We start from the raw sequence: 23,516 nt of genomic DNA on the forward strand, positions 1-23,516 counted from the left end.
CTGCTGAAGATGACGAAGGATTCAAGGAACTAGAGCAACAATTTATTCAATCATTGGATGATATTCATAAGCAAATTAATTTAACGGCACAATCTAAAGTACTAGTAATCGGATTAGGAAATCGGACGATTACACCGGATGCAATCGGTCCTTTGGCAATCGACCGTTTTCATGAAGCAATGTTCCATTTTCCATTTGAAACAGGACAAGTTTTATTTTATGCACCGGGTGTAACAGGTCAAACCGGTTTGGAAACAGGTGAGTTTGTTAAAGCGATCTCTGAGCATGTCAAACCAGATTTGATTTTGATTATTGATGCATTAGCAGCACGTAATCAAGATCGCCTATGTAAAACCATCCAGCTGACAAATACCGGTATCCACCCAGGTTCGGGTGTAGGAAATGCGCGAAGTGAAATTTCGTTTGAATCATTAGGAGTTCCTGTAACTGCTATCGGTGTGCCAATGGTTGTGGATGCACCAGTGCTAGTTGTGGATGCGATTGAAACAGTATTCAAAGTGATTTCATCCCAAATCGGGGAGACGACGAAACCATCTTCAGCCCTATCAGTAGGATCATGGCTTAGAAGCTCAGATGAACCCGTAAATGTTGAAGCCATCAAGCCGATTTTCGGTGAATGGGCAGGGTGGTCAAGCGATGAAATCCGAGGACTATTGCAGGAAGTTTTGCCCCCTCATCACCAACAATTATTTGTTACGCCAAAAGAAACAGATACGTGGGTTGTAAGGCACGCAGAAATGATTCAAGCGAGTGTAACGAAATGGCTACAAGAGGATGTTTTTAGTTCTAACCAACCCTAATCCTACGTAAGTTGTAGGAGGAGGGGTGTACAATGCGCAAAACATTGCAGAAAGTCATGAGTTTCTATCTTTTTTTATTTTTAATGCCAATATTAATGATTAAGCTCCCCATGCTGGCATTTGGAACAACGGCCTCAGAAAAAGTTGAAACTCGACCGGTTGCATATGCAGCAAATACGAAAGAAATCACAAATGATTCCACAAAAGAAATCACAGTGAACACCACAGATCACCCAATTAATGTCTTGCTGTATTTCACACATATTCAGGAATCGTACCAACCGATTGTCGAAAAAAAACTAGGCCTGAAAGCAGTTAATTATCATCCTACTGCCAACATATCTAACGTAAGTAACCTTGTTGTCCAGCATTTTAGTTTAAATGGGGATTCAGTCGACGTGCTGCAGTTTGCCAATATGAATAATATGCAGATTAGCGGTGCATATGGGAAAATCCGACCATATCTGCAAAAGCAGTTAGCAAAAAATCACTATGATGTTGTTCTGGATATTCACCGTGATTCCATCAAACGCGAAAAGACAACAATGCAGTCCAATGGCACGTCATATGCGAGAATGTCTTTTGTTGTAGGGGCCGAACATGCAAACTATAAATTGAATGAAGCCTTTGCCAAAGCAATTTCCGATGAGGTAAATGCCATGGTTCCCGACATCTCAAAAGGGGTGTTAGCTAAAACCCGGGATACCGGAAATGGGATATATAACCAAGACCTATCAAGCCACTCTCTTCTAGTTGAACTGGGTGGAATCGAGAACACGGAAGAAGAAATCAATCGGACCATTGCCATCCTGACAAAGGCAATTTCCAACTTCTTTGAGGAGACGCCTGAAACCTAACATTGATGAAAGACATGTTCACTGCTATAATTCTAGATAGTTTAATTAGGAGTGGACATTGCATGAATCGAGAAGAACGTAACAAACGCCAACAGAATATCCGAAACTTTTCAATTATCGCCCATATCGATCACGGTAAATCAACATTAGCCGATCGAATTTTAGAGCAAACCAAAGCATTGACTTCAAGAGAAATGAAAGCTCAACTTCTCGATTCAATGGATTTAGAGCGTGAACGTGGAATTACGATTAAATTGAATGCTGTACAACTGAACTATCGCGCTAAAGACGGCGAAGATTACACGTTCCATTTAATCGACACACCAGGACACGTCGATTTCACATATGAAGTATCCAGAAGTTTAGCTGCCTGCGAAGGGGCTATTCTTGTTGTAGATGCAGCACAAGGAATCGAAGCACAAACATTGGCTAACGTTTATTTAGCGTTAGATAATGAACTTGAAATTTTACCGGTCATCAATAAAATTGATTTACCGGCAGCTGATCCAGAACGCGTTCGCGGAGAAATTGAAGAAGTCATTGGTCTTGATGCTTCTGAAGCTGTACTTGCTTCCGCAAAAGCTGGAATTGGTATTGAAGACATCTTAGAACAAATCGTTGCTAAAGTGCCTGCACCTACTGGTGATCCCGAAGCGCCTTTAAAAGCGCTTATCTTTGATTCTCTTTATGACCCGTACCGCGGAGTAGTAGCGTACATACGTGTCATGGAGGGGACGGTCCGCCCTGGGGACAAGATCCGCATGATGGCAACCGGAAAAGAATTTGAAGTGATTGAAGCGGGTGTGTTTACGCCGAAGGCAACACTTCGTGACGAATTGACTGWAGGAGACGTAGGTTTCTTAACTGCAGCAATCAAAAATGTTGGAGATACACGTGTAGGGGATACAATCACACATGTTGCAAATCCTGCAACTGAATCCTTACCTGGTTACCGTCGATTGAACCCGATGGTGTATTGTGGTTTGTACCCAATTGACACGTCTAAATACAATGACTTACGTGATGCTCTAGAAAAGCTTGAGCTGAATGACGCTGCATTACAATTTGAGCCAGAGTCTTCTCAGGCACTTGGTTTTGGATATCGTTGTGGATTCCTTGGACTTCTTCATATGGAAATCATTCAAGAACGTTTGGAACGCGAATTCAACATTGATTTAATTACGACTGCTCCAAGTGTAATTTACGATGTTCATATGACAGATGGTCAGATTAAAAAAGTGGACAACCCATCGATGATGCCAGACCCACAAAAAATCGACCGCATCGAAGAGCCATATGTTAAAGCTACCATCATGGTACCGAATGATTTCGTAGGTGTGGTGATGGAACTTTGTCAAAAGAAACGTGGTAATTTCATGACGATGGATTWCATCGACAAAACGCGTGTAAGCATTATTTATGAAGTACCACTTTCTGAAGTCGTGTACGATTTCTTTGACCAATTGAAATCAGGAACGAAAGGCTATGCGTCATTTGACTATGAATTGATCGGATACAAACCTTCGAAACTTGTGAAGATGGATATCCTGTTGAATGCTGAACAAGTGGATGCATTAAGCTTTATCGTTCATAATGACTTTGCTTACGAACGCGGAAAAATTATTGTTGAGAAATTAAAGAAATTGATTCCAAGACAACAATTTGAGGTGCCGATACAAGCAGCAATTGGACAAAAAATTGTCGCTCGTTCGACAATCAGTGCAATCCGTAAAAACGTTCTTGCAAAATGTTATGGTGGAGATATTTCACGTAAACGTAAACTTCTTGATAAACAAAAAGAAGGTAAGAAGCGTATGAAACAAGTAGGTTCAGTTGAAGTACCACAAGAAGCGTTCATGGCCGTATTGAAGATGGACGAAGATTGATCAAATAGGTTTGTTAATGGAGGCTACTAGTTGGCCTCCTTTTTCTATAAGAAAGAAGGAAATGCCATGATTAAAGGAGCTTATATTCATATTCCTTTTTGTCATCAAATTTGTCACTACTGTGATTTCAACAAAGTGTTCTTTAAGAATCAACCGGTAGACGAGTATATCGAAACACTCGGCATGGAAATGAAGATGTTTGTTGAAAAGTACAAAGATCATTTACATATGGATACGATTTTTCTGGGTGGAGGAACACCTACAGCGCTGAGTGCGGATCAATTGGAAAGATTGTTCGAACTCATCAAACAACATATTCCGATGCAACATGTGCAGGAATTTACATCTGAAGCAAATCCAGATGAACTGACACACGACAAATTAGTTGTCATGAAAAACAATGGGATTAACCGTTTGAGCTTAGGTGTACAAAGTTTCGATGCGGATATACTAAGTCGCTTAGGTCGCACTCATTCAAACGAACATGTATACAAAACCATTCAAATGGCTAAAGATATCGGATTCACCAATATCAGCATTGATTTGATGTACGGCCTTCCGGGGCAAACAATGGACCAGTGGAAATATACACTGGACAAAGCGCTTGAACTGGATTTACCGCACTACTCCGCATATTCATTAATCGTCGAACCAAAGACGGTTTTTTATAATTTGATGACAAAAGGCAAATTGATTTTGCCGGGCGAAGACTTGGAAGCGGATATGTATGACGTGTTAATGACTGAAATGAAATCAAGAGGCATTCACCAATACGAAATCAGTAATTTTGCAAAGCCAGGTTTCCATTCGAAACATAACAATCTGTATTGGGACAATGTAGAATACGCAGGATTTGGTGCTGGGGCACATGGATACGCCTTAGGAAATCGCTATGCAAATATTGGTCCGATTAAAAAATATATGGACGCACTAGTAAGTAGAGAGTTTCCGGTGWATTCCATTCATGAAGTGACAGCTGTTGAAAGAATGGAAGAAGAAATGTTTTTGGGCTTACGAAAAGTTGCAGGAATCAATAAAAACAGCTTTGAAGAAAAGTTCGGCAAATCATTGGAAGAAATGTATGGACAAGTACTATCCAAGCATGTTGCAAGTGGCTCCATGATTAGCAACGAAGATAGCGTCGCTTTAACTCGAAAAGGAAGATTTATCGGAAATGAAATTTTCCAATCTTTTTTAATGGAATAAATAATCGTATCCGTTGACTTTAGTCAACGGATTTGATAATTTATGTATGAGTATTAGCACTCGCAAGAGATGAGTGCTAACAGAGGTGATAATAATGTTAACGAACCGACAATTGCTCATATTGCAAGTAACAGTTGATGACTTCATTGAGACCGCTCAACCAGTGGGATCAAGGCAGCTTTCCAAAAAAGAGGAAGTGCCGTTCAGTCCTGCGACGATTCGAAATGATATGGCTGATTTAGAAGATTTAGGTTATTTGGAAAAAACGCATACGTCGTCAGGTCGCATTCCTTCTGAAAAAGGATATCGATTTTATGTTGACCATTTACTTACGCCTCAACTTGCTTCATCAGATGACATGCAGCAAATTCAATCTGTCTTCCAGGAAAGAATTACTGAGACGGAACAAGTAATTCAAAAAACGGCCATGATATTGTCCGAATTAACGAGTTATACATCGATTTTGCTCGGACCTGATGTGCGTAAACACCGAGTTAAAAGATTTTCGATTGTTCCTTTAACCAATGATTCGGCAGTCGCAATCATCATAACGGATTCTGGTCATGTTGAAAATCGATTGTTCCAATTGCCGCAAGGTCTGACAGCATCTGATATTGAAAAGATGGTAAACATCTTAAATGAACAGCTGACCGGTGTTCACTTGCATGAACTTCAACGTGTGCTTGAAAAAGAAGYGGCCGCTTTGTTAAAACAGCATATTGGTCGTTACGGTGAACTCATGGCTTCATTTGGCGCAGCTATCTCGAGCCCACATGAAGAAAAAGTATTCTATGGCGGCAAATCCAAACTGCTTCATCATCCAGAGTTCAGTGACCTCCAGAAGGCTCGCGGCTTAATTACGATGATGGATCAAGCTAATCAAATTTCAACTTTGTTTTCACCGAACCAAGCGGGTATTCACATTCGCATCGGTTCTGAGAATAACCTTTTGGAAATGGAAGAATGTAGTGTCATTACAGCATCCTATACCATTGGGGAAGAACAAATGGGCTCCATAGCTATTATTGGCCCAACTAGAATGGATTATCGACGAGTTGTCACTTTACTGGATGTCATGAGTGGCGATCTGTCTCGTGAACTTACTCGCATTTTGCGTGGTTCACGATAAAGAAGGAGGAACTAAACGTGTCGCAATCTGAAGAAAAAGAAGTTGTCTCAAACACGGAAGAAAAAGAATCTGTGGAAGTTTCTGAACAACCTACGGGTACTGAAGAACAGCTGACAGGTCAAGAAACAAACAATGAAGAGCCATCTGAGCTCGAATTGCTACAAAAACAATTAGACGAAGAAACAAACCGTCATTTGCGTCTGCGTGCAGACTATGAAAATTTTAAGCGTCGAGCGCATTTGGACCGTGAAGCTGCGGATAAATATAAGGCACAGAACTTGCTTTCAAACTTATTACCAGTGCTTGATAATTTCGAGCGTGCCATGCAAGTAGAGTCGGCTTCGGAAGAATCACAATCTTTGCGTAAAGGCTTAGAGATGGTCTACAAGACATTGGTTGAAGCAACCGAAAAAGAAGGTTTACAAGTAATCGAAGCCGAAGGTGTTGAGTTTGACCCGAATTTACATCAAGCAGTTATGACCGAATCGGACGACTCAAAAGCATCAGGTATCGTGTTACAAGAGTTGCAAAAAGGATACAAGTACAAAGACCGTGTGCTTCGACCAACAATGGTAAAAGTAAACGAATAACTTAACTTTCATACTTCTAGGAGGAATTATAGAATGAGCAAAATTATCGGTATTGACTTAGGAACAACAAATTCATGTGTATCAGTTCTTGAAGGTGGAGAACCAAAAGTTATCCCAAATCCAGAAGGTAACCGCACAACACCATCTGTTGTCGCATTCAAAAACGGCGAACGCCAAGTTGGGGAAGTAGCGAAACGTCAATCAATCACGAACCCGAACACAATTCAATCAGTTAAACGCCATATGGGTACTGATCATAAAGTAGAAGTTGAAGACAAAGAGTACACTCCACAAGAAGTTTCAGCTATGATTCTTCAATACCTTAAAGGGTACGCAGAAGATTACTTGGGTGAAAAAGTAACAAAAGCAGTAATTACAGTTCCTGCTTATTTCAACGATGCTGAGCGTCAAGCAACTAAAGATGCTGGTCGTATCGCTGGTCTAGAAGTAGAACGTATTATTAACGAACCAACTGCAGCTGCTCTTGCATACGGTTTAGACAAAATGGATCAAGACCAAACGATTTTAGTATATGACCTTGGTGGCGGTACGTTTGACGTATCAATCCTTGAACTTGGCGATGGCGTATTCGAAGTGCGTTCAACTGCCGGTGACAACCGTCTTGGTGGGGATGATTTCGACCAATTGTTAATGGATTATTTCGTTGCTGAGTTCAAAAAAGAAAACGGTATCGATTTATCTAAAGACAAAATGGCTACTCAACGTTTGAAAGATGCAGCTGAAAAAGCGAAAAAAGATCTTTCTGGAGTAACATCTACTCAAGTTTCATTACCATTCATCACTGCAGGCGAAGCAGGTCCATTACATTTGGAAATGACTTTAAGCCGCACGAAATTTGATGAATTAACAGCTTCATTAGTAGAACGTACAATGGTGCCAACGCGTCAAGCATTAAAAGATGCTGACCTTTCACCTTCACAAATCGACAAAGTTATTTTAGTTGGTGGATCTACGCGTATCCCAGCGGTACAAGAAGCAATTAAGAAAGAAACAGGCAAAGAACCACATCGTGGTGTTAACCCGGATGAAGTAGTAGCAATGGGTGCAGCCGTGCAAGGTGGCGTATTAACAGGAGACGTTAAAGACGTAGTACTTCTTGACGTAACTCCACTATCTCTTGGTATTGAAACAATGGGTAGCGTGTTCACGAAATTAATCGAGCGCAACACGACGATTCCAACATCAAAATCACAAACTTTCTCAACAGCTGCTGATAATCAACCAGCTGTAGATATTCACGTTTTACAAGGTGAGCGTCCAATGGCTACTGACAACAAAACGTTAGGTCGTTTCCAATTGGCTGACATTCCACCAGCACCACGTGGCGTACCTCAAATCGAAGTAACTTTCGATATTGATAAAAATGGTATCGTAACAGTTAAAGCAAAAGATTTAGGAACTCAAAAAGAACAAAACATTACAATCCAATCAAATACGGCTTTAACTGACGAAGAAATCGATCGTATGGTGAAAGAAGCGGAAGCAAATGCTGAAGCGGATAAAGCGCGTAAAGAAGAAGCTGAATTGAAAAATGAAGCGGATCAAATGGTCTTCATGACCGAAAAAACATTAAAAGATCTTGAAGGCAAAGTTTCTGAAGAAGAAAAGAAACAAGCTGAAGACGCGAAGGACGAGTTAAAAGCTGCTCTAGAAGCTGGTAACTTGGAAGATATCCGCACGAAAAAAGACAAGCTGAATGAAATCGTGCAAGCATTGACGATGAAACTGTACGAACAAGCTGCAGCTGAAGCTCAAGGAGCAGAAGGTGCAGAAAGCACTAAAAAAGATGACGGTGTCGTAGACGCTGAATTCGAAGAAGTAAACGACGATAACAACAAGTAAGACAAGATAGACAACCGAAAAAGTCAAAGTCTGGAATACCGACTTTGGCTTTTTCAATGTCTTTGGCATTGCGGATATTCGCGTGTTACAATAGATGCTATGTGAAAGTTTGATCAGGAGTGTGACAAATGAATAAACGAGATTACTATGAGGTACTTGGATTAACAAAAAGTGCTTCAAAAGAAGAGATAAAAAAAGCATATAGAAAATTGTCGAAACAATTCCATCCCGATATCAACAAAGCTGCGGATGCTGTCGATAAATTCAAAGAAATAACAGAAGCATACGAAGTGTTGAGCGATGACCAGAAAAAAGCTCAATATGACCAGTTCGGGCATGCTGGACCGAATCAAGGTTTTGGTGGATTCGGTGGAGGAGCAGACGGATTCGGATTCGATGATATCTTCAGTTCATTCTTTGGTGGTGGAGGATCACGTCGTCGTGACCCAAATGCACCGCGTAAAGGTGATGATTTACAGTATTCAATGACGATCGATTTTGAAGAAGCTGTTTTCGGTAAAGAGACTGAAATTGAAATTCCAAAAGAAGAAACATGTGATACTTGCCACGGAAATGGTGCGAAACCAGGTACAGCACCTGAAACTTGTCATCACTGTCAAGGTACGGGCCAGTTAAATGTGACGCAGGATACGCCTTTTGGACGTATGGTAAATCGCCGTGCATGTCATCACTGTCAAGGTACAGGCAAGTTAATCAAAGATAAATGTGCAACATGTCATGGACAAGGCACAATGAAAAAACGCAAGAAAATTAAAGTGACGATTCCTGCGGGTGTTGATGATGGTCAACAACTACGTGTTTCCGGACAAGGCGAGCCAGGTAAAAATGGCGGCCCAGCTGGTGATTTATATGTAGTCTTCCGCGTTAGATCTCATGATCGATTTGAACGTGACGGGGATGACATTTATTTCGAATTGAAATTAACGTTCCCTCAAGCATCTTTAGGCGATGAAATTGAAGTGCCTACTGTAAACGGCAAAGTGAAACTGAAAATTCCAGCCGGCACGCAATCTGGTACGACTTTCCGCCTTAAAGGTAAAGGCGTGAAGAATGTACATGGTTATGGAATTGGTGATCAACACGTAGTAGTGAAAGTAATGACGCCATCTAAACTGACCGAGAAACAAAAACAACTGCTTAGAGATTTTGCTGAAATTAGTGGCGATATCCCGGAAGAACAAGGCAGTTCATTATTTGATAAAATCAAGCGCACGATAAAAGGTGACTAAGGAGTTGACGCAGGTGAAGTGGTCAGAGCTATCCATTCATACGACGCATGAAGCGGTAGAAGCAGTTTCGAATATTTTGCACGAAGCAGGGGCAAGTGGTGTAGTCATTGAGGATTCCGAGGAGTTCGCACGTGAACGTGAAGACAGATTCGGTGAAATTTATGCATTGAATCCAAATGATTTCCCGACAGAAGGAGTTATTCTGAAAGCGTATTTACCTGTTACAAGTTTTTTAGGGGAAACAGTCGAAGAAGTGAAGCTCGCGATCAATAACCTGATTAATTATGATATCAACATCGGCGACAACATCGTGAAAATAAGTGAAGTCAATGAAGAAGAATGGGCGACAGCATGGAAAAAATACTATCACCCAGTGAAAATTTCGGAACGCTTTACAATTGTCCCTACGTGGGAAACATACGAACCAGTTGCGACAGATGAATTGATTATCGAACTGGATCCGGGAATGGCGTTCGGTACGGGAACACATCCTACAACAGTAATGTGTCTGCAAGCACTTGAGAAAACCGTTAAACCTGGTGATTATGTAACAGACATCGGCACCGGTTCGGGTGTCCTGGCAATCGGGGCGGCATTACTCGGAGCAAAACATGTTCATGCACTTGATTTGGATGAAGTAGCAGTGCGTTCTGCGAAAATTAATGTCAAGCTGAACAAAGTTCAAAACACGACAGATGTAGTTCATGGTAACTTACTGGATACGGTCAAAGAACCATCTGACGTTGTGGTTGCGAATATTTTAGCTGAAATTATTATGTCCTTTACACAAGATGCATTCAAAGTCGTGAAAGAAGGCGGCATGTACATTACTTCAGGAATCATTGGGGCTAAAAAAGACGATGTTAAACAATCACTTGAAGCTGCTGGATTTGAGATTGAAGAAGTAATGATGATGGAAGATTGGGTTACAATCATTTCGAAAAAACCAGTGAAGGAATAAAGCAAAAATGCAAAGATACTTTATCCCTCAACAATTCGAAGATGGAATTGCGATTATTTCAGGCGATGATGCCAAACATATTCAAAAAGTAATGCGTATGCAAGAAGGTCAATCTATTATTGTCGTTTCGGATGGCCATGCTTATGAAGCAACAATTGATGGTTTTGAAGGTCAGGATGTCCGCGTGAAAAAATCATCTGAATCGTTACGCTCAAACGAACTGCCGAAAARAGTAACGATTTGTTGCGGATTGCCTAAAGGTGAGAAATTGGATTTGATCACTCAAAAAGCAACAGAACTTGGCATGCATGAACTTATTCTCTTTGAGGCTGAACGTTCCGTTGTAAAATGGGATGCCCAAAAAGGCAGTAAAAAACAGCAACGTTTGCAAAAAATCGCCAAAGAAGCTGCAGAACAATCTCATCGTAATGTGGTTCCCGCTATCCAAGATATTGTGACTTTCAAGCAGCTACTGCAGATGACCGAGAAGTATGATGTTTGTTTTGTTGCTGATGAAGAAGATGCCAAGTTGGAAAAACGAACACGCTTTGCTGAAATTTTATCAAAAACAAATGAGCAACAATCCATTTGTGTTGTGTTTGGACCTGAAGGCGGTTTGTCCCGAACAGAAATACACGCACTTATGGATCGAGGATTTCAATCGATTTCCTTAGGACCACGTATTCTTAGAGCGGAAACAGCTCCTTTATATGTACTGTCTGCAATTTCCTACGAATTTGAATGAGATGTTCAAGTCTTGGCGATACTAAATCCGAGGATTAGCGTGATTTATCGAACAGTTGTATGACTTGGTACGCAAAACAATCCAGTACATTTCGGTGTACTGGATATTTTAATGTAGCTGGGAATTTTAGTATTCCCGACTGGGTTGCGCGAATAGAAGACCCAAAACCGCTAATAGTCAATATTCGACTGACGATTTGCTTTGAAGTGAAAAAAGCGCACTGGTGTCAACTTTAAGTGATTTGTAGTGAAAAGTAACGACTAACATGGTAAAATCAAGAGGTACGGACAACTTCCGAAAGGGTGAAATCATTTTGACTACAAATATTGCGTCAATGATCGATCATACATTATTAAAACCTGAAGCTACAAAAGAACAAATTGAGAAACTTTGTGCTGAAGCTAAAGAATACACATTTGCATCTGTTTGTGTAAATCCTACTTGGGTAAAAACATCTGCTGAACTTTTAACAGGAACTCCTGTAAAAGTTTGTACAGTAATCGGTTTCCCACTTGGTGCATCTACACCTGAAACGAAAGCATTTGAAACTACGGATGCAATCAATAACGGTGCTGGTGAAATTGACATGGTATTAAATGTCGGCGCTATGAAATCTCAAGACATGGATTTAGTAAAACGAGACGTAGAAGCAGTAGTAAATGCTGCTAAAGGGAAAGCAATTGTGAAAGTAATTTTAGAAACTTGTTTGCTAACTAAAGAAGAAATTAAAGTAGCAAGCCAACTTTCTAAAGATGCTGGAGCGGATTTTGTTAAAACATCTACTGGTTTCTCAACAGGTGGAGCAACATTTGAAGACGTTGCTTTAATGCGTGAAGTAGTAGGTCCAGACCTTGGTGTGAAAGCATCTGGTGGCGTTCGCAGCTTGGAAGATGTTCAAAAAATGATCGAAGCAGGGGCTACACGAATTGGTGCAAGCTCAGGCGTACAGATTGTGCAAGGATTAACTTCTAACTCAGACTATTAATTATCAAGAACGTATTGACCAAAATGATATGATACGATATAATTTTGGAGTACATAACACTAGGTTATGTATTGACGTGTGTTCGGAGGGAGGGAAAGAGAGATGTCAAAAACTGTCGTTCGCAAAAACGAATCGCTTGAAGATGCTCTTCGCCGCTTCAAACGTACTGTTTCTAAAAGTGGAACAATACAAGAGGTTWGAAAWCGCGAGTTTYATGAAAAACCRAGYGTAAAGCGTAAAAAGAAATCAGAAGCTGCGCGTAAACGTAAGTGGTCAATTCCCATAATCCCTACGTTCTTAACACGTACTACTTGATGACTAAAGAAATTTCATATGTAAGCCGAGAAATCTCCGGATTTCTCGGCTTATTTTATTTTTCTAAGGATTTGAATTTAGTAGTGAGTTACACCTTCTTTTCGTTGAATGGACTGAAAACCACGACGAGTTGACGGAAATTTCTCTTTGGTCACTGGACATAACCCCTAAGGTTCAACAAAAATAGACAAAACCATAACTACAAATCCTATCGAAATTCAATTGTGTCATTAACATTCATCTTCCCACTCAATCAGCAACTTCTTCCAAGTTTTTTTCTTCATTATGAATCTTTTATCCTGTTCATCCGTACATACTATAGAAAGCCGAATTGTTACATAGATAAGGAGGGGCGTTATGAGATGGACGCGGGTCGTAAGTGGGTATTTACTGCTCTTCATTTCCATTCTATTAATCTTGCCTAGTTTGCCCGTCAACGCATCGGAAATTTATCGGATACCTATAAAGGATGAAGTGGAAAAAGGGCTATATGCCTTTTTGCAACGCGCTTTTGAAGAAGCTGAAGAAGCGGGTGCTGATGTTGTGATTTTAGACATCAATACACCTGGTGGATTTGTGGATTCTGCTGAAAACATCGCAAAATTAATGGATGAGACACCATTGAAAACGGTCGCGTTTATTAATCACAATGCGTTATCTGCCGGTGCCTTTATAGCATTGCATGCAGATGAAATTTACATGGTGCCTAGCGGCCGTATAGGTGCTGCTAAAGTCATAGATGGAGCAGGGAATGCTGCGGAAGAGAAAGCCAATAGTGCTTGGTTGACATCGATGAAAACGGCAGCAGAATCTTCAGACCGTGATCCATTATACGCTTTGGCAATGGCGGATGAATCTATAGACTTACCAGAATACCGAGCAGGAGAAGGTAAACTTCTTACGCTGTCAGCTACTGAAGCTGAGAAAGTAGGCTATTCAGAGGGGACCGTTGCTTCAATCGATGAATTGCTGCAGAAATTGGAACTTAAAGAGGCCACTGTTACTTCGGTAAATGAAACATTTGCAGAGAAAGTAGCGCGATTTGTTACTAACCCAATTATTGTACCCATTCTGTTGTCTATCGCAAGCCTTGGATTGGTTGTTGAATTATATTCACCTGGATTCGGAGTGGCTGGAACGATGGGCTTAACCGCGATAGGTTTATTCTTTTTCGGTCATATGGTTGCAGGGTTGGCAGGTTATGAATCCATTATTCTCTTTGTCATTGGAGTCGGGTTTATAATAGCCGAACTATTCCTCCCTGGTGCGATTGCAGGTATTATAGGGGCAGCGTTAATTATCGGTAGTATACTTCTTGCGGGGGGCAATGTAGTTCACATGGGAATTGCCGTGTTGATTGCATTGATTGTCGCAATCTTAGGAATGGTGATACTCATGAAATTCTTTGGAAAGAACCTCAAGGTGTTCAACAAAATTATTTTGAAAGATGCCACGGATACTGAACATGGTTATGTTTCTAACGTCAACCGGTATGAATTATTAGGCAGAATGGCTGTAAGCATGACACCACTTCGTCCTTCTGGAACAATTATGCTGGATGGTGAAAGGATCGATGCAGTCACTGAAGGTGGCTACGTGGATGCAAATAAAGTTGTAAAAATTATTAAAGTTGAAGGCTCCCGTACAGTTGTCCGGGAAGTCAAAGAAGGGGAGAATGAAGCATGATTGAAGGAATTACTGGAAGCACAATCAGCATTATCATAGCCATTATAGCCGCGTTTATTCTTTTGGCTATTTTCATGACGTTTGTACCAATCGCGTTGTGGATCTCGGCATTAGCAGCAGGTGTACGCATCAGCATATTTACATTAGTGGGGATGAGATTACGTCGAGTAATTCCATCACGTATCGTCAATCCGTTAATTAAAGCACATAAAGCAGGACTTTCTGTTTCAATTAATCAACTAGAAAGTCACTATTTGGCGGGTGGTAATGTTGACCGAGTAGTAAATGCATTGATCGCCGCTCATAGAGCAAATATTGATTTGCCATTCGAACGTGCAGCAGCAATCGACCTTGCAGGCCGTGATGTGCTGGAAGCCGTTCAAATGTCTGTTAACCCGAAAGTAATTGAAACGCCGTTTATTGCCGGTGTTGCGATGAATGGTATCGAAGTGAAAGCGAAAGCACGTATTACTGTTCGTGCTAACATCGATCGTCTAGTTGGTGGTGCGGGTGAAGAAACAATTGTAGCCCGTGTTGGTGAAGGGATTATCTCAACTATTGGTTCTAGTGAAAATCATAAAAGAGTTCTAGAAAATCCTGATATGATTTCTCAAACTGTATTATCAAAAGGTCTTGATTCTGGTACGGCTTTTGAGATCTTATCCATTGATATCGCGGACGTTGATATCGGTAAAAACATTGGTGCCGAACTACAAACAGAGCAAGCGGAAGCTGACAAGAAAATTGCGCAAGCTAAGGCTGAAGAACGTCGCGCAATGGCAGTAGCTACTGAACAAGAGATGATTGCCAAAGTTCAGGAAATGCGCGCGAAAGTAGTAGGAGCAGAAGCAGAGATTCCTCTAGCTATGGCAGAAGCTTTACGTGAAGGAAATATCGGAGTTATGGATTATATGAATTATAAAAATCTACAAGCTGATACAAGCATGCGCGATTCTATCAGTAAAATGGGTGGCGACAAATCTAAAACTGATCTAACTAAAGATTAATCTGGATCAGTAGCCCTTTAAGGAGGGATTCGACAGTGGAACCAATCATTTTTGCGATTATTGCATTTGTTATTAGTGCAATTTTCAAACGGAAAAATGCAAGTGATGATGGTGGGAAAACAAAACCATTTCTGCCTCAATCATCAAATCAACAATCCATGAAAAAGCTTGAAGATTATGCGAAAGAAATATACGGAGATGTGCAAAAACAAATCTCTAAAAGACAAATACAAGCAGCACCAAAACCTGAAGTGATCCAGCAAATGAAGCATGTGAATGAAACTGTATTGCCTGTAAAGGAAAAAGAGAAGACAGCACCAACATCCGCTGCTCGTCCAGGAAGACTTTCCTTGCACCAGTCAAAAGAAGTCATCAGGACTACATCTTCTGATTCAATTTCACTGGTTCCGTCTTCAGAAAAGGAATTGCTTCAAGCGATTGTTTTTTCGGAGATTTTAGCTCCTCCAAAATCGAAACGTTAACTCATGACCTCCTGTCTGTCAGCATATGCTGATGGAAAGGAGGTCTTTTATTGTTAAACAATCATTTGCAATTGACCCCATTTATCCATATTGACGACTTTCAATCTATCCGTGTGAATGGACCCTTTGAATTACTGTCACTCAGTCCTCATTCATGTCAGTTAAGGGGACAAGGATTTGCTTTGACTATAGAATCTGGTGAAACGATTATTTCCACCATGAATGTAGATGAAGTCACGATCAGTGTTCGAGATTTAACAAAACTGGAACTTCGAAAAATGGATATGGTCTAATGGGATCTATAGAAAGCAGTCGAAAAATCACTTGTCAAATAAAGCCCCATGATCAAACATATTCTTTTCTTCAAGCTTTAAAAGTAAATAAAGTTTACATAATAAAATTATCTACAAATAAATCGGGAACGACATTTACGATTTACGAAAAAGACATTCCAAAGGTACGGAAAATCAGAAAGCAATTCAGGATACCTATACACTTTTCGCGACCTSATAATACACAGGTAATTCACTTTCATTGGTCAGTGCTCGCGGGATTACTAGGATTTATTTTAGTTCCATATATCTGTTCTTTATTTTTATGGCAAATATCTATAGAAGATGTGTCCGACGAACGACAAGTAAAGTTGGAGCAGGAGCTGCATAAATTAAATGTAATCGAAAGAAAAAGCCTAAAATCACTGGTACCTGATTCTGAGATTCGACAAGTTATATTAGCGAACAATCACGATCTGTCCTGGATTCATATCAAGCGAACAGGAGCAAAAATGCATCTTACTTCTGTACCTGCACCTGTCATTATCCGAGAGCAAGTGGATAAAACGGGACCTTCGGATCTAGTAGCTTTGCGAAAAGGAGTAATTACCCACTATGACCTCCGCTCCGGAGAACGTTTGGTACCGATCAATGCAACGGTCAAAAAAGGAGACAGACTGGTAACAGGGCTTCTGAAACAAGGGAATAAAAATTTGGTTGTTGGTGCAGAAGGGCAAGTATTTGCTGACTATTGGCTTGAAATGTCTTTTCAATTACCAACAAAAATTGTTTATGATAAGTTCGTGTCTGAAGAAGTAAAAATACTACAAGTATCTCCGGCATGGAAATCGTTTAAAAAAGAGCAGAACGTAGAGCGGCTGATCGAATTGTTCAAAAGTGCTTTCAGGGTTGAGCGAAACACCATCGTAGAAAAATCGTCAGTAACTGTGAATGAACAATGGATTAAAGAAGCGTTTATACCCATGTTAAGAATGAGAACAGCATCAACGTTATCTCCAAATGGAAAGATTAAGGATGAAAAAATTTTACACATGACGTGGTCAAATGATACAGTAAAAGGGAAAGTATTGTATTACATGAATGATAATATTGCAGGTAAAAGTCCTATACATCAAGGAGACTGAGAATGCAGGAAGAACATTATACGGAATTACACGTTCAAGATCCAAATGAAGCCATCTTACTGCTAGGAATTTCTGATGGCAATATGAAATTGATTGAACAAGAACTTGGCGTACAGGTCATTACCCGAGGCGAAGCCATTCGTCTAGTAGGAGATGTCGAAAAACGTGCAATTGCTAAACAACTAATTGAACAACTATTAAAAGTTATTAAAAAAGGAATAAATATTAATCAACGTGACGTAAGTACAGCTATAGAAATGAGTACAGCTGGGACTTTAGAGTATTACGCGGAGTTGTACGATGAAGAAATTGCCCGCAATGTCAAAGGGAAAGCGATACGTGCCAAAACAATAGGTCAGCGTGAATATATTCATGCGATTCGTCACAAAGATTTGGTGTTTTGTATTGGACCCGCTGGTACGGGAAAAACGTATCTGGCTGTTGTTCTTGCCACACAAGCGTTAAAAAACGGTCATGTAAAACGTATCATTTTGACTCGTCCTGCTGTTGAAGCAGGGGAGAGCTTAGGGTTCTTGCCAGGCGACTTGAAAGAGAAAGTAGATCCTTATTTACGTCCTTTGTATGATGCACTTCATGATGTACTGGGAACGGAGCAAACGACGCGCTTTTTGGAAAGAGGAACGATAGAAATTGCTCCTCTAGCTTATATGCGTGGACGTACACTTGATGATGCATTTGTCATTTTAGATGAGGCTCAAAATACGACGAAAGCTCAAATGAAAATGTTTTTAACACGACTGGGCTTCGGCTCGAAAATGGTGATCACTGGAGACAAAACGCAAATCGATTTACCGCGTGGTGCAGAGTCCGGACTGAAAGTTGCCGAGAAGATTTTGCACAATGTCAGTGGCATCCACTTCCAGATGCTCGAGCAAGGAGACGTTGTCCGTCATCCGCTCGTCGCAAAAATTATTCATGCATACGAAGAACAGCAGCCGGAATAGGGCTGCTGTTTTTTTACTTTTGGCAGATTTAATTTTTCATATTGTTTATCATTACACTTTCGTTGGACTCGAAATCTGCATTAGCCGGCCATCATGAAACCACATTCGTTTTTTGTAACGTACACTTGAGCAAACAGCATGCTCCGCATGAGTCCGAAAGTATGAAAACCAGATACTTGTAGGACTACCGCTTCAGCTCTTGAGGATTGGCAGGGTTGGCTTGAAAATTCATTTCTTAGAATCAAAGCTTGGATGAATGGTGGCTTCTTTTTGTCCACTCGCATGAGGTTATTGACCAGTCAGGACTGATGACTGACCATTTATCACAATTTTTGTCCATTCAGCAATAGTTGCCGTCCATTCGAAAACACTTTCTGTCCATTCGCTTGGACACGGACACTCAGTCATTACCAGAAACACATACATACAAAAAAACCTGACATTTTGTAAGGAGTCAGGTTATTTATCTTATTTTAAGAAAAAGTATGCGCAAATACATTCTTTCATTTCTTTTCAATCAACTAGTCTACGAATCTATGAGTGTTGTTGCATTACGCAGTTCATAAATCTTTTACAATTGTCGGTGTAATGATAGAAAATTCTTGATATGATAGAAGGTAGAAGATGGGGTGATGCAGTGAATAGCTGGATTAATAAAATGCAGTCACTAGTGGGCTACCGAACATTTACCGTTTTAACGATTGTGATAACAGGTTTACTCCTTTTTTTAATTCTCGTAAACGGAGTTAGACCAGAGAAATATGATATAAAAGAATTTCACTTATCGAAAGATACAATTCGCTCCATAAAAACAGTTGAAGATCCTGTGAAGACTGAAGAAGAACGWCAAAGAGCAGCTTCAGAGGTTACAAGTGTTTATCAATTCTCCGAGGAAATTGGCGAAAATCGTGCAGCAATTGTTACGTCCGTAATTGATTATGTTCTGGAAGAAAAAGCAGAATCAGTTAAATCGGCTACGCCAATAGAACAACAAGTAAGTAACTTGAAGGAAAACCTTAATGTGCTAGAAACTGATGGGGAAGGAATTCGCTTTACCGATGATGCCCTGGTTTCCTTACTGCTATTGGAGAATGAGTCCTTAATAACTTTAAGAGATTCTCTAACTGCTTCAGTACGCGATATTATGAGTAAGCCGATTCGCACTGAGCAAGTAGCCAATGCCAAAAATGAAATCGAACGAAGTATTCGGGAAAATTTGCAGATACCAGAAAGTGTTCTGCCAACAGCTGTGTTAATTGGACGATACAGCATCACAGTAAATGAAACGTTAAATGAGGAACTGACTCAGGCCCGAATCGAGCAGGCGCGAGCGAGTATTGAGCCGACCCGAATTCTTCAAGGACAAGTAATTGTTCAGGAAGGTCAAATCATCGATCGGGAAGTGTATCGACAACTTAAACTTCTGGGAATGTTAACGAATCAATCGTCATTGGAACCGATTTTGGGGCTGATTCTCTTTATTTCACTTTGTATGTGGCTTGTACATATGCAAATGGCAAAATGGCGTACGAATAAAGAAGAACGGCAACGGGCACTTCTTGTTGGAATGCTGATTTTTATTTTGTCTGTCATCGGGATGAAATTAATCAGTTTGGTATCAGACAATTTTGATGTGACAATTGCCTTTTTATTCCCCACTGCACTAGCTCCAATGCTGGTGCGTTCATTAATAAATGAACGCTTTGCCGTATTAATGGCATTTTTGACGGCAGCGGTCGCAGGTCTAGTGTTCCAGGAAGGGTATTCTGCTGTACTTCAGATGGAAATTGCCCTATATATTTTATTCGGTGGATTTGCAGGTTTATACGTGATTCAAGGTGCTGAAAAACGGTCACACTTACTTCAGACGAGTTTAAATGTAGCTGTTGTCAATTTCATTTTTATGGCATTTTATTTACTAATGACTCAATCAGACTATGGGGTTAGTGAATTGCTGTTTTACGGTATTGCTGCACTCACCTCTGGTCTTTTGTCCGGCGCTTTGACCATTGGCTTATTACCGTTCTTTGAATCAGCTTTCGGATTAATTTCCACAATGAAACTGATCGAACTCTCAAATCCGAATCATCCATTGCTGAAAAAGATCTTAACTGAAACACCAGGAACGTATCATCATAGTGTAATGGTCGCAAATCTGGCTGATGCAGCCTGTGAATCGATTGGTGCAGATGGATTATTAGCACGAGTAGGCTGTTACTATCATGATATCGGAAAAACAAAACGACCAGGATTTTTTATAGAAAATCAAATGAGTCATGCCAACCCTCATGATGCACTTCCTCCAGAAACCAGTAGGGACATCATTTTATCCCATGGTAGTGATGGAGCAAAATTATTGCAAAAGCACAAAATGCCAAAAGAAATTATTGATATTGCTGAACAACATCATGGGACAAGTTTATTAAAATATTTTTATTTCAAAGCAAAAGAGGAAGGGCAGCCCGTAAACGAAGAAGATTATCGTTATGCAGGGCCTAAACCTCAGAAAAAAGAGACAGCTATTATTTCCATTGCAGATAGTGTGGAGGCTGCCGTCCGTTCAATGAAGCATCCTACAGCAGAAAAAATACAGGAAATTGTACATTCCATTATCAAAGACCGATTACATGATGGGCAATTCGATGAATGTGATTTAACGCTTAAAGAACTTAAAACCGTCGAACGCGTTCTGTGTGAGACTTTGAATGGTATATTCCATTCTCGAATTGAATACCCACAATAAAGGAGCTTATATATGCACTTAACGCTAGATTTAATTGACCAAACAGAATCATTATCAACGGAGAACCTGGAGCTTATTGAAAAAATGTTACATCATGCCGCTCAGGCTGAAGGTATTGAAGCTGGCAGCGAGTTATCTGTGACATTCGTGAACAATGAGGAAATTCAGCAAATCAACCATGAATATAGAGGTAAGAATGTACCGACAGACGTCATTTCATTTGCAATGGAAGAACTGGGAGAAGGTGAAATGGCGATTGAAGTAGAGGGTGTGCCACGTATGCTAGGGGATATCATCATTTCAGTCGAACGCGCAAAGGAACAGGCAGTTGATTACGGCCATAGTGAAGAAAGAGAATTGGGCTTTTTAGCAATACACGGTTTCCTTCATTTACTTGGCTATGATCATATGGAAGCCGAAGACGAAAAAGAAATGACTCAAAAGCAAGAGACAATCTTACAGTCTTTTGGATTGCGACGTGAACAGGATGAAAAGCAATAATTTCTTGAATTCATTMAAATTTGCATTCGAAGGAGTCATTTTTGCAAGTAAAAGTGAACGGAATTTTCGCTTCCATTTGCYTGCAGCAATTGCTGTGATTTTGGCGGGAACGTTCAGCCATTTATCAACAGTTGAGTGGATTATCTTGATTTTATGTATTTCCGGGATGTTGAGTCTGGAATTGGTCAATTCTGCTTTAGAAAGAGTCGTTGATCTCGCTTCACCAGAAATTCATGTTTTAGCTAAGCTGGCGAAAGATATGAGCGCTGCTGCAGTTCTTGTATTTGCCTGTGCAAGTGCTATAATCGGAATACTCATCTTTTTACCTAAGTGGATGGAAATTATTAATTGAGGTGTTTTACTAATGGATAARTTACAACTAATGGAAGAATCCAAAATCGCACGCGAAAATGCGTACGTACCATATTCAAAATTTAAAGTGGGTGCTGCTCTGCTTACGAAAGAAGGCAAAGTATACCACGGCTGTAATATTGAAAATGCATCATATAGCATGACAAACTGTGCAGAGCGCACAGCGATGTTTAAAGCTGTTTCTGAAGGCGTTCGTGACTTTGCTTCACTTGCTGTCGTAGCTGATACGGACGGTCCTGTATCGCCATGTGGAGCATGTCGTCAAGTCATTGCAGAGTTCTGTGAGCCAAACATGCCTGTCTATCTAATTAACTTAAAAGGAGATGTACAGGAGACAACAGTTGCTGGGTTGTTGCCAGGTGCATTTACTCCGGAGGATTTAGCTTATGCTGGAAACAAATAAAGGGTACAAGTCTGGATTCATTTCAATCATTGGCCGTCCAAACGCTGGGAAATCGACATTCTTAAACCGTGTTATCGGTCAAAAAATAGCGATTATGAGTGACAAACCTCAAACAACAAGAAATAAAGTTCAAGGTGTTTTAACAACGGACACGGAACAACTTATTTTCATTGATACTCCGGGAATCAATGAGCCTAGACATAAACTAGGGGACTTTATGCTAAAAGTCGCGAAAAACACGTTACGTGAAGTAGATGCGATTTTGTTGATGGTTGATTCTACTGACCGTATCGGTAAACAAGACCGTTACATTTTAGATATGCTCAAAGGGAATGAAACACCAGTCTTTCTGGTGATGAATAAAATCGATTTAATCCATCCTGATAAGCTTTTGAGCGTAACTGAATCTTTCAGAAATGAATTTGAATTCGCGGATGTATTGCCGATTTCTGCACTTGAAGGCATCAATATCGAAGGATTGTTGAAAGTCCTGACTCAACACTTACCTGAAGGACCTCAATATTACCCAGCAGATCAAGTAACTGATCATCCAGAACGTTTCATCATTTCTGAGTTGATTCGTGAAAAAGTTCTTCACTTAACGCATGAAGAGATTCCTCATTCAATTGCTGTTGTTATTGAGAAAATCAAACGAGACGAAGATAGTGAAAAAATCCGTGTGACAGCGACGATTATGGTAGAGCGCGACTCACAAAAAGGCATTGTCATCGGTAAAAAAGGTGCTCTTCTTAAAGAAGTTGGGATGCGAGCACGTAAAGATATCGAAATGTTACTTGGAAGCAAAGTATTTCTTGAACTTTGGGTAAAAGTCCAAAAAGACTGGCGTAACAAACAAGTTCATTTACGAGATTTCGGTTTCCGCGACGACGAATATTAATAAGGGGCGTGGGGGCAGTTGCTGAATCGAATTGAAGGCATTGTCTTAAAAACGCAAGATTACGGGGAATCCAATAAAATAGTCACCATCTATTCACGAGAAGGCGGTAAGGTAACTGCAATGGCAAGAGGTGCGAAAAAGCCTGCCAGCAGACTCGCTGCCATCACTCAACCCTTCACTCATGGGTCCTTCCTGGTCCAGCAAGGACGAGGAATGGGGACCATGCAGCAAGGGGAGCAAATGGAGTCTTATCGTCATATCCGGGAAGATATTGAAGCGACTGCCTATGCAAGTTTTGTGGTGGAATTAATCGATCGTGCAGTGGAAGAACGCACAGCTCAACCTGCCATTTTCAACTTACTTCAACAAGCACTGCATGCCATATCGGAAGAATATGACCCTGAAGCGATTGCTTTGTTCGTGGAGTGGAAAAT

24 protein-coding genes are annotated in these 23,516 nt (G+C 40.5%); all 24 read left to right on the top strand.

All coding sequences use genetic code 11. From position 1 onward, the window contains the following. On the top strand, window positions 1-821 hold an 821-nt coding region (gpr, locus tag AC1DSB_RS02520), incomplete at its 5' end, for a GPR endopeptidase (protein ID WP_477585684.1). Between the two features lie 32 nt (window positions 822-853). Next, window positions 854-1,678 carry a stage II sporulation protein P gene (gene spoIIP / locus AC1DSB_RS02525; protein WP_477532033.1) on the top strand — a complete coding sequence of 275 codons (825 nt, stop codon included), beginning with the start codon at window positions 854-856 and terminating at the stop codon, window positions 1,676-1,678. A gap of 62 nt (window positions 1,679-1,740) precedes the next feature. Continuing rightward, window positions 1,741-3,564, top strand: a complete 1,824-nt coding sequence (lepA, locus tag AC1DSB_RS02530) for a translation elongation factor 4 (RefSeq protein WP_477585686.1) — start codon at window positions 1,741-1,743, stop codon at window positions 3,562-3,564. Window positions 3,565-3,630: 66 nt separating this feature from the next. Beyond that, window positions 3,631-4,770, top strand: coding sequence for a radical SAM family heme chaperone HemW (hemW, locus tag AC1DSB_RS02535; RefSeq protein WP_477585700.1), 1,140 nt, complete (start codon window positions 3,631-3,633; stop codon window positions 4,768-4,770). A 94-nt stretch (window positions 4,771-4,864) separates the two neighbouring features. Continuing rightward, entirely contained in the window at window positions 4,865-5,899 is a 1,035-nt protein-coding gene (gene hrcA / locus AC1DSB_RS02540) for a heat-inducible transcriptional repressor HrcA (RefSeq protein WP_477585688.1), read from the top strand. A 17-nt stretch (window positions 5,900-5,916) separates the two neighbouring features. Continuing rightward, window positions 5,917-6,489, top strand: coding sequence for a nucleotide exchange factor GrpE (grpE, locus tag AC1DSB_RS02545; RefSeq protein ID WP_016426878.1), 573 nt, complete (start codon window positions 5,917-5,919; stop codon window positions 6,487-6,489). Window positions 6,490-6,522: 33 nt separating this feature from the next. Beyond that, on the top strand, window positions 6,523-8,352 hold the full coding sequence (gene dnaK / locus AC1DSB_RS02550) for a molecular chaperone DnaK (RefSeq protein ID WP_477532032.1): 1,830 nt from the start codon (window positions 6,523-6,525) through the stop codon (window positions 8,350-8,352). Between the two features lie 128 nt (window positions 8,353-8,480). Beyond that, the gene (gene dnaJ / locus AC1DSB_RS02555; protein WP_477532031.1) at window positions 8,481-9,602 is read left to right on the top strand and encodes a molecular chaperone DnaJ; all 1,122 of its coding nucleotides are present in this window, start codon (window positions 8,481-8,483) and stop codon (window positions 9,600-9,602) included. Window positions 9,603-9,615: 13 nt separating this feature from the next. After that, window positions 9,616-10,563 carry a 50S ribosomal protein L11 methyltransferase gene (gene prmA, locus AC1DSB_RS02560; RefSeq protein WP_477532030.1) on the top strand — a complete coding sequence of 316 codons (948 nt, stop codon included), beginning with the start codon at window positions 9,616-9,618 and terminating at the stop codon, window positions 10,561-10,563. A 7-nt stretch (window positions 10,564-10,570) separates the two neighbouring features. After that, window positions 10,571-11,308 carry a 16S rRNA (uracil(1498)-N(3))-methyltransferase gene (locus AC1DSB_RS02565; RefSeq protein WP_477585690.1) on the top strand — a complete coding sequence of 246 codons (738 nt, stop codon included), beginning with the start codon at window positions 10,571-10,573 and terminating at the stop codon, window positions 11,306-11,308. 313 nt (window positions 11,309-11,621) lie between these two features. Continuing rightward, complete coding sequence (deoC, locus tag AC1DSB_RS02570) at window positions 11,622-12,293, top strand: deoxyribose-phosphate aldolase (RefSeq protein ID WP_196930489.1); 672 nt, start codon at window positions 11,622-11,624, stop codon at window positions 12,291-12,293. A 102-nt stretch (window positions 12,294-12,395) separates the two neighbouring features. Next, a complete protein-coding gene (gene rpsU, locus AC1DSB_RS02575) occupies window positions 12,396-12,608 on the top strand; it encodes a 30S ribosomal protein S21 (protein WP_477585692.1) in 213 nt (70 codons plus the stop codon). Between the two features lie 357 nt (window positions 12,609-12,965). Next, complete coding sequence (locus AC1DSB_RS02580; RefSeq protein WP_477532474.1) at window positions 12,966-14,294, top strand: NfeD family protein; 1,329 nt, start codon at window positions 12,966-12,968, stop codon at window positions 14,292-14,294. Next, on the top strand, window positions 14,291-15,301 hold the full coding sequence (floA, locus tag AC1DSB_RS02585; protein ID WP_477532473.1) for a flotillin-like protein FloA: 1,011 nt from the start codon (window positions 14,291-14,293) through the stop codon (window positions 15,299-15,301). Before AC1DSB_RS02580 ends, floA begins: the two co-directional genes overlap by 4 nt. A gap of 35 nt (window positions 15,302-15,336) precedes the next feature. Then, a complete protein-coding gene (locus AC1DSB_RS02590) occupies window positions 15,337-15,783 on the top strand; it encodes a hypothetical protein (protein WP_477532472.1) in 447 nt (148 codons plus the stop codon). A gap of 50 nt (window positions 15,784-15,833) precedes the next feature. After that, window positions 15,834-16,076 (top strand): hypothetical protein, encoded by a 243-nt coding sequence (locus AC1DSB_RS02595; RefSeq protein WP_477532471.1) that lies wholly within the window; start codon window positions 15,834-15,836, stop codon window positions 16,074-16,076. After that, window positions 16,076-17,200, top strand: coding sequence for a sporulation protein YqfD (locus AC1DSB_RS02600; protein ID WP_477585694.1), 1,125 nt, complete (start codon window positions 16,076-16,078; stop codon window positions 17,198-17,200). Before AC1DSB_RS02595 ends, AC1DSB_RS02600 begins: the two co-directional genes overlap by 1 nt. Window positions 17,201-17,202: 2 nt before the next feature. After that, window positions 17,203-18,165: a PhoH family protein gene (locus AC1DSB_RS02605; protein WP_016426890.1), complete on the top strand. Its 963-nt coding sequence runs from the start codon at window positions 17,203-17,205 to the stop codon at window positions 18,163-18,165. A 658-nt stretch (window positions 18,166-18,823) separates the two neighbouring features. Next, window positions 18,824-20,908, top strand: a complete 2,085-nt coding sequence (locus tag AC1DSB_RS02610) for an HD family phosphohydrolase (RefSeq protein ID WP_016426891.1) — start codon at window positions 18,824-18,826, stop codon at window positions 20,906-20,908. A gap of 12 nt (window positions 20,909-20,920) precedes the next feature. After that, window positions 20,921-21,409: an rRNA maturation RNase YbeY gene (gene ybeY, locus AC1DSB_RS02615; RefSeq protein WP_016426892.1), complete on the top strand. Its 489-nt coding sequence runs from the start codon at window positions 20,921-20,923 to the stop codon at window positions 21,407-21,409. Beyond that, window positions 21,396-21,761, top strand: coding sequence for a diacylglycerol kinase family protein (locus AC1DSB_RS02620; protein ID WP_477585696.1), 366 nt, complete (start codon window positions 21,396-21,398; stop codon window positions 21,759-21,761). The genes ybeY and AC1DSB_RS02620 overlap by 14 nt, the downstream gene beginning before the upstream one ends. 12 nt (window positions 21,762-21,773) lie before the next feature. Then, entirely contained in the window at window positions 21,774-22,184 is a 411-nt protein-coding gene (locus AC1DSB_RS02625; RefSeq protein WP_016426894.1) for a cytidine deaminase, read from the top strand. Then, entirely contained in the window at window positions 22,168-23,082 is a 915-nt protein-coding gene (era, locus tag AC1DSB_RS02630) for a GTPase Era (RefSeq protein ID WP_477532468.1), read from the top strand. The genes AC1DSB_RS02625 and era overlap by 17 nt, the downstream gene beginning before the upstream one ends. Before the next feature lie 18 nt (window positions 23,083-23,100). Then, on the top strand, window positions 23,101-23,516 hold a 416-nt coding region (gene recO / locus AC1DSB_RS02635; protein ID WP_477585698.1), incomplete at its 3' end, for a DNA repair protein RecO.

Source organism: Paenisporosarcina sp. P4_E4_2 (assembly GCF_056401595.1).

Coding starts and splice junctions, on each gene's coding strand:
- spoIIP (WP_477532033.1), top strand. CDS start 854: ATGCGCAAAACATTGCAGAAAGTCATGAGTTTCTATCTTTTTTTATTT.
- dnaK (WP_477532032.1), top strand. CDS start 6,523: ATGAGCAAAATTATCGGTATTGACTTAGGAACAACAAATTCATGTGTA.
- ybeY (WP_016426892.1), top strand. CDS start 20,921: ATGCACTTAACGCTAGATTTAATTGACCAAACAGAATCATTATCAACG.
- floA (WP_477532473.1), top strand. CDS start 14,291: ATGATTGAAGGAATTACTGGAAGCACAATCAGCATTATCATAGCCATT.
- dnaJ (WP_477532031.1), top strand. CDS start 8,481: ATGAATAAACGAGATTACTATGAGGTACTTGGATTAACAAAAAGTGCT.
- AC1DSB_RS02605 (WP_016426890.1), top strand. CDS start 17,203: ATGCAGGAAGAACATTATACGGAATTACACGTTCAAGATCCAAATGAA.
- AC1DSB_RS02580 (WP_477532474.1), top strand. CDS start 12,966: ATGAGATGGACGCGGGTCGTAAGTGGGTATTTACTGCTCTTCATTTCC.
- era (WP_477532468.1), top strand. CDS start 22,168: ATGCTGGAAACAAATAAAGGGTACAAGTCTGGATTCATTTCAATCATT.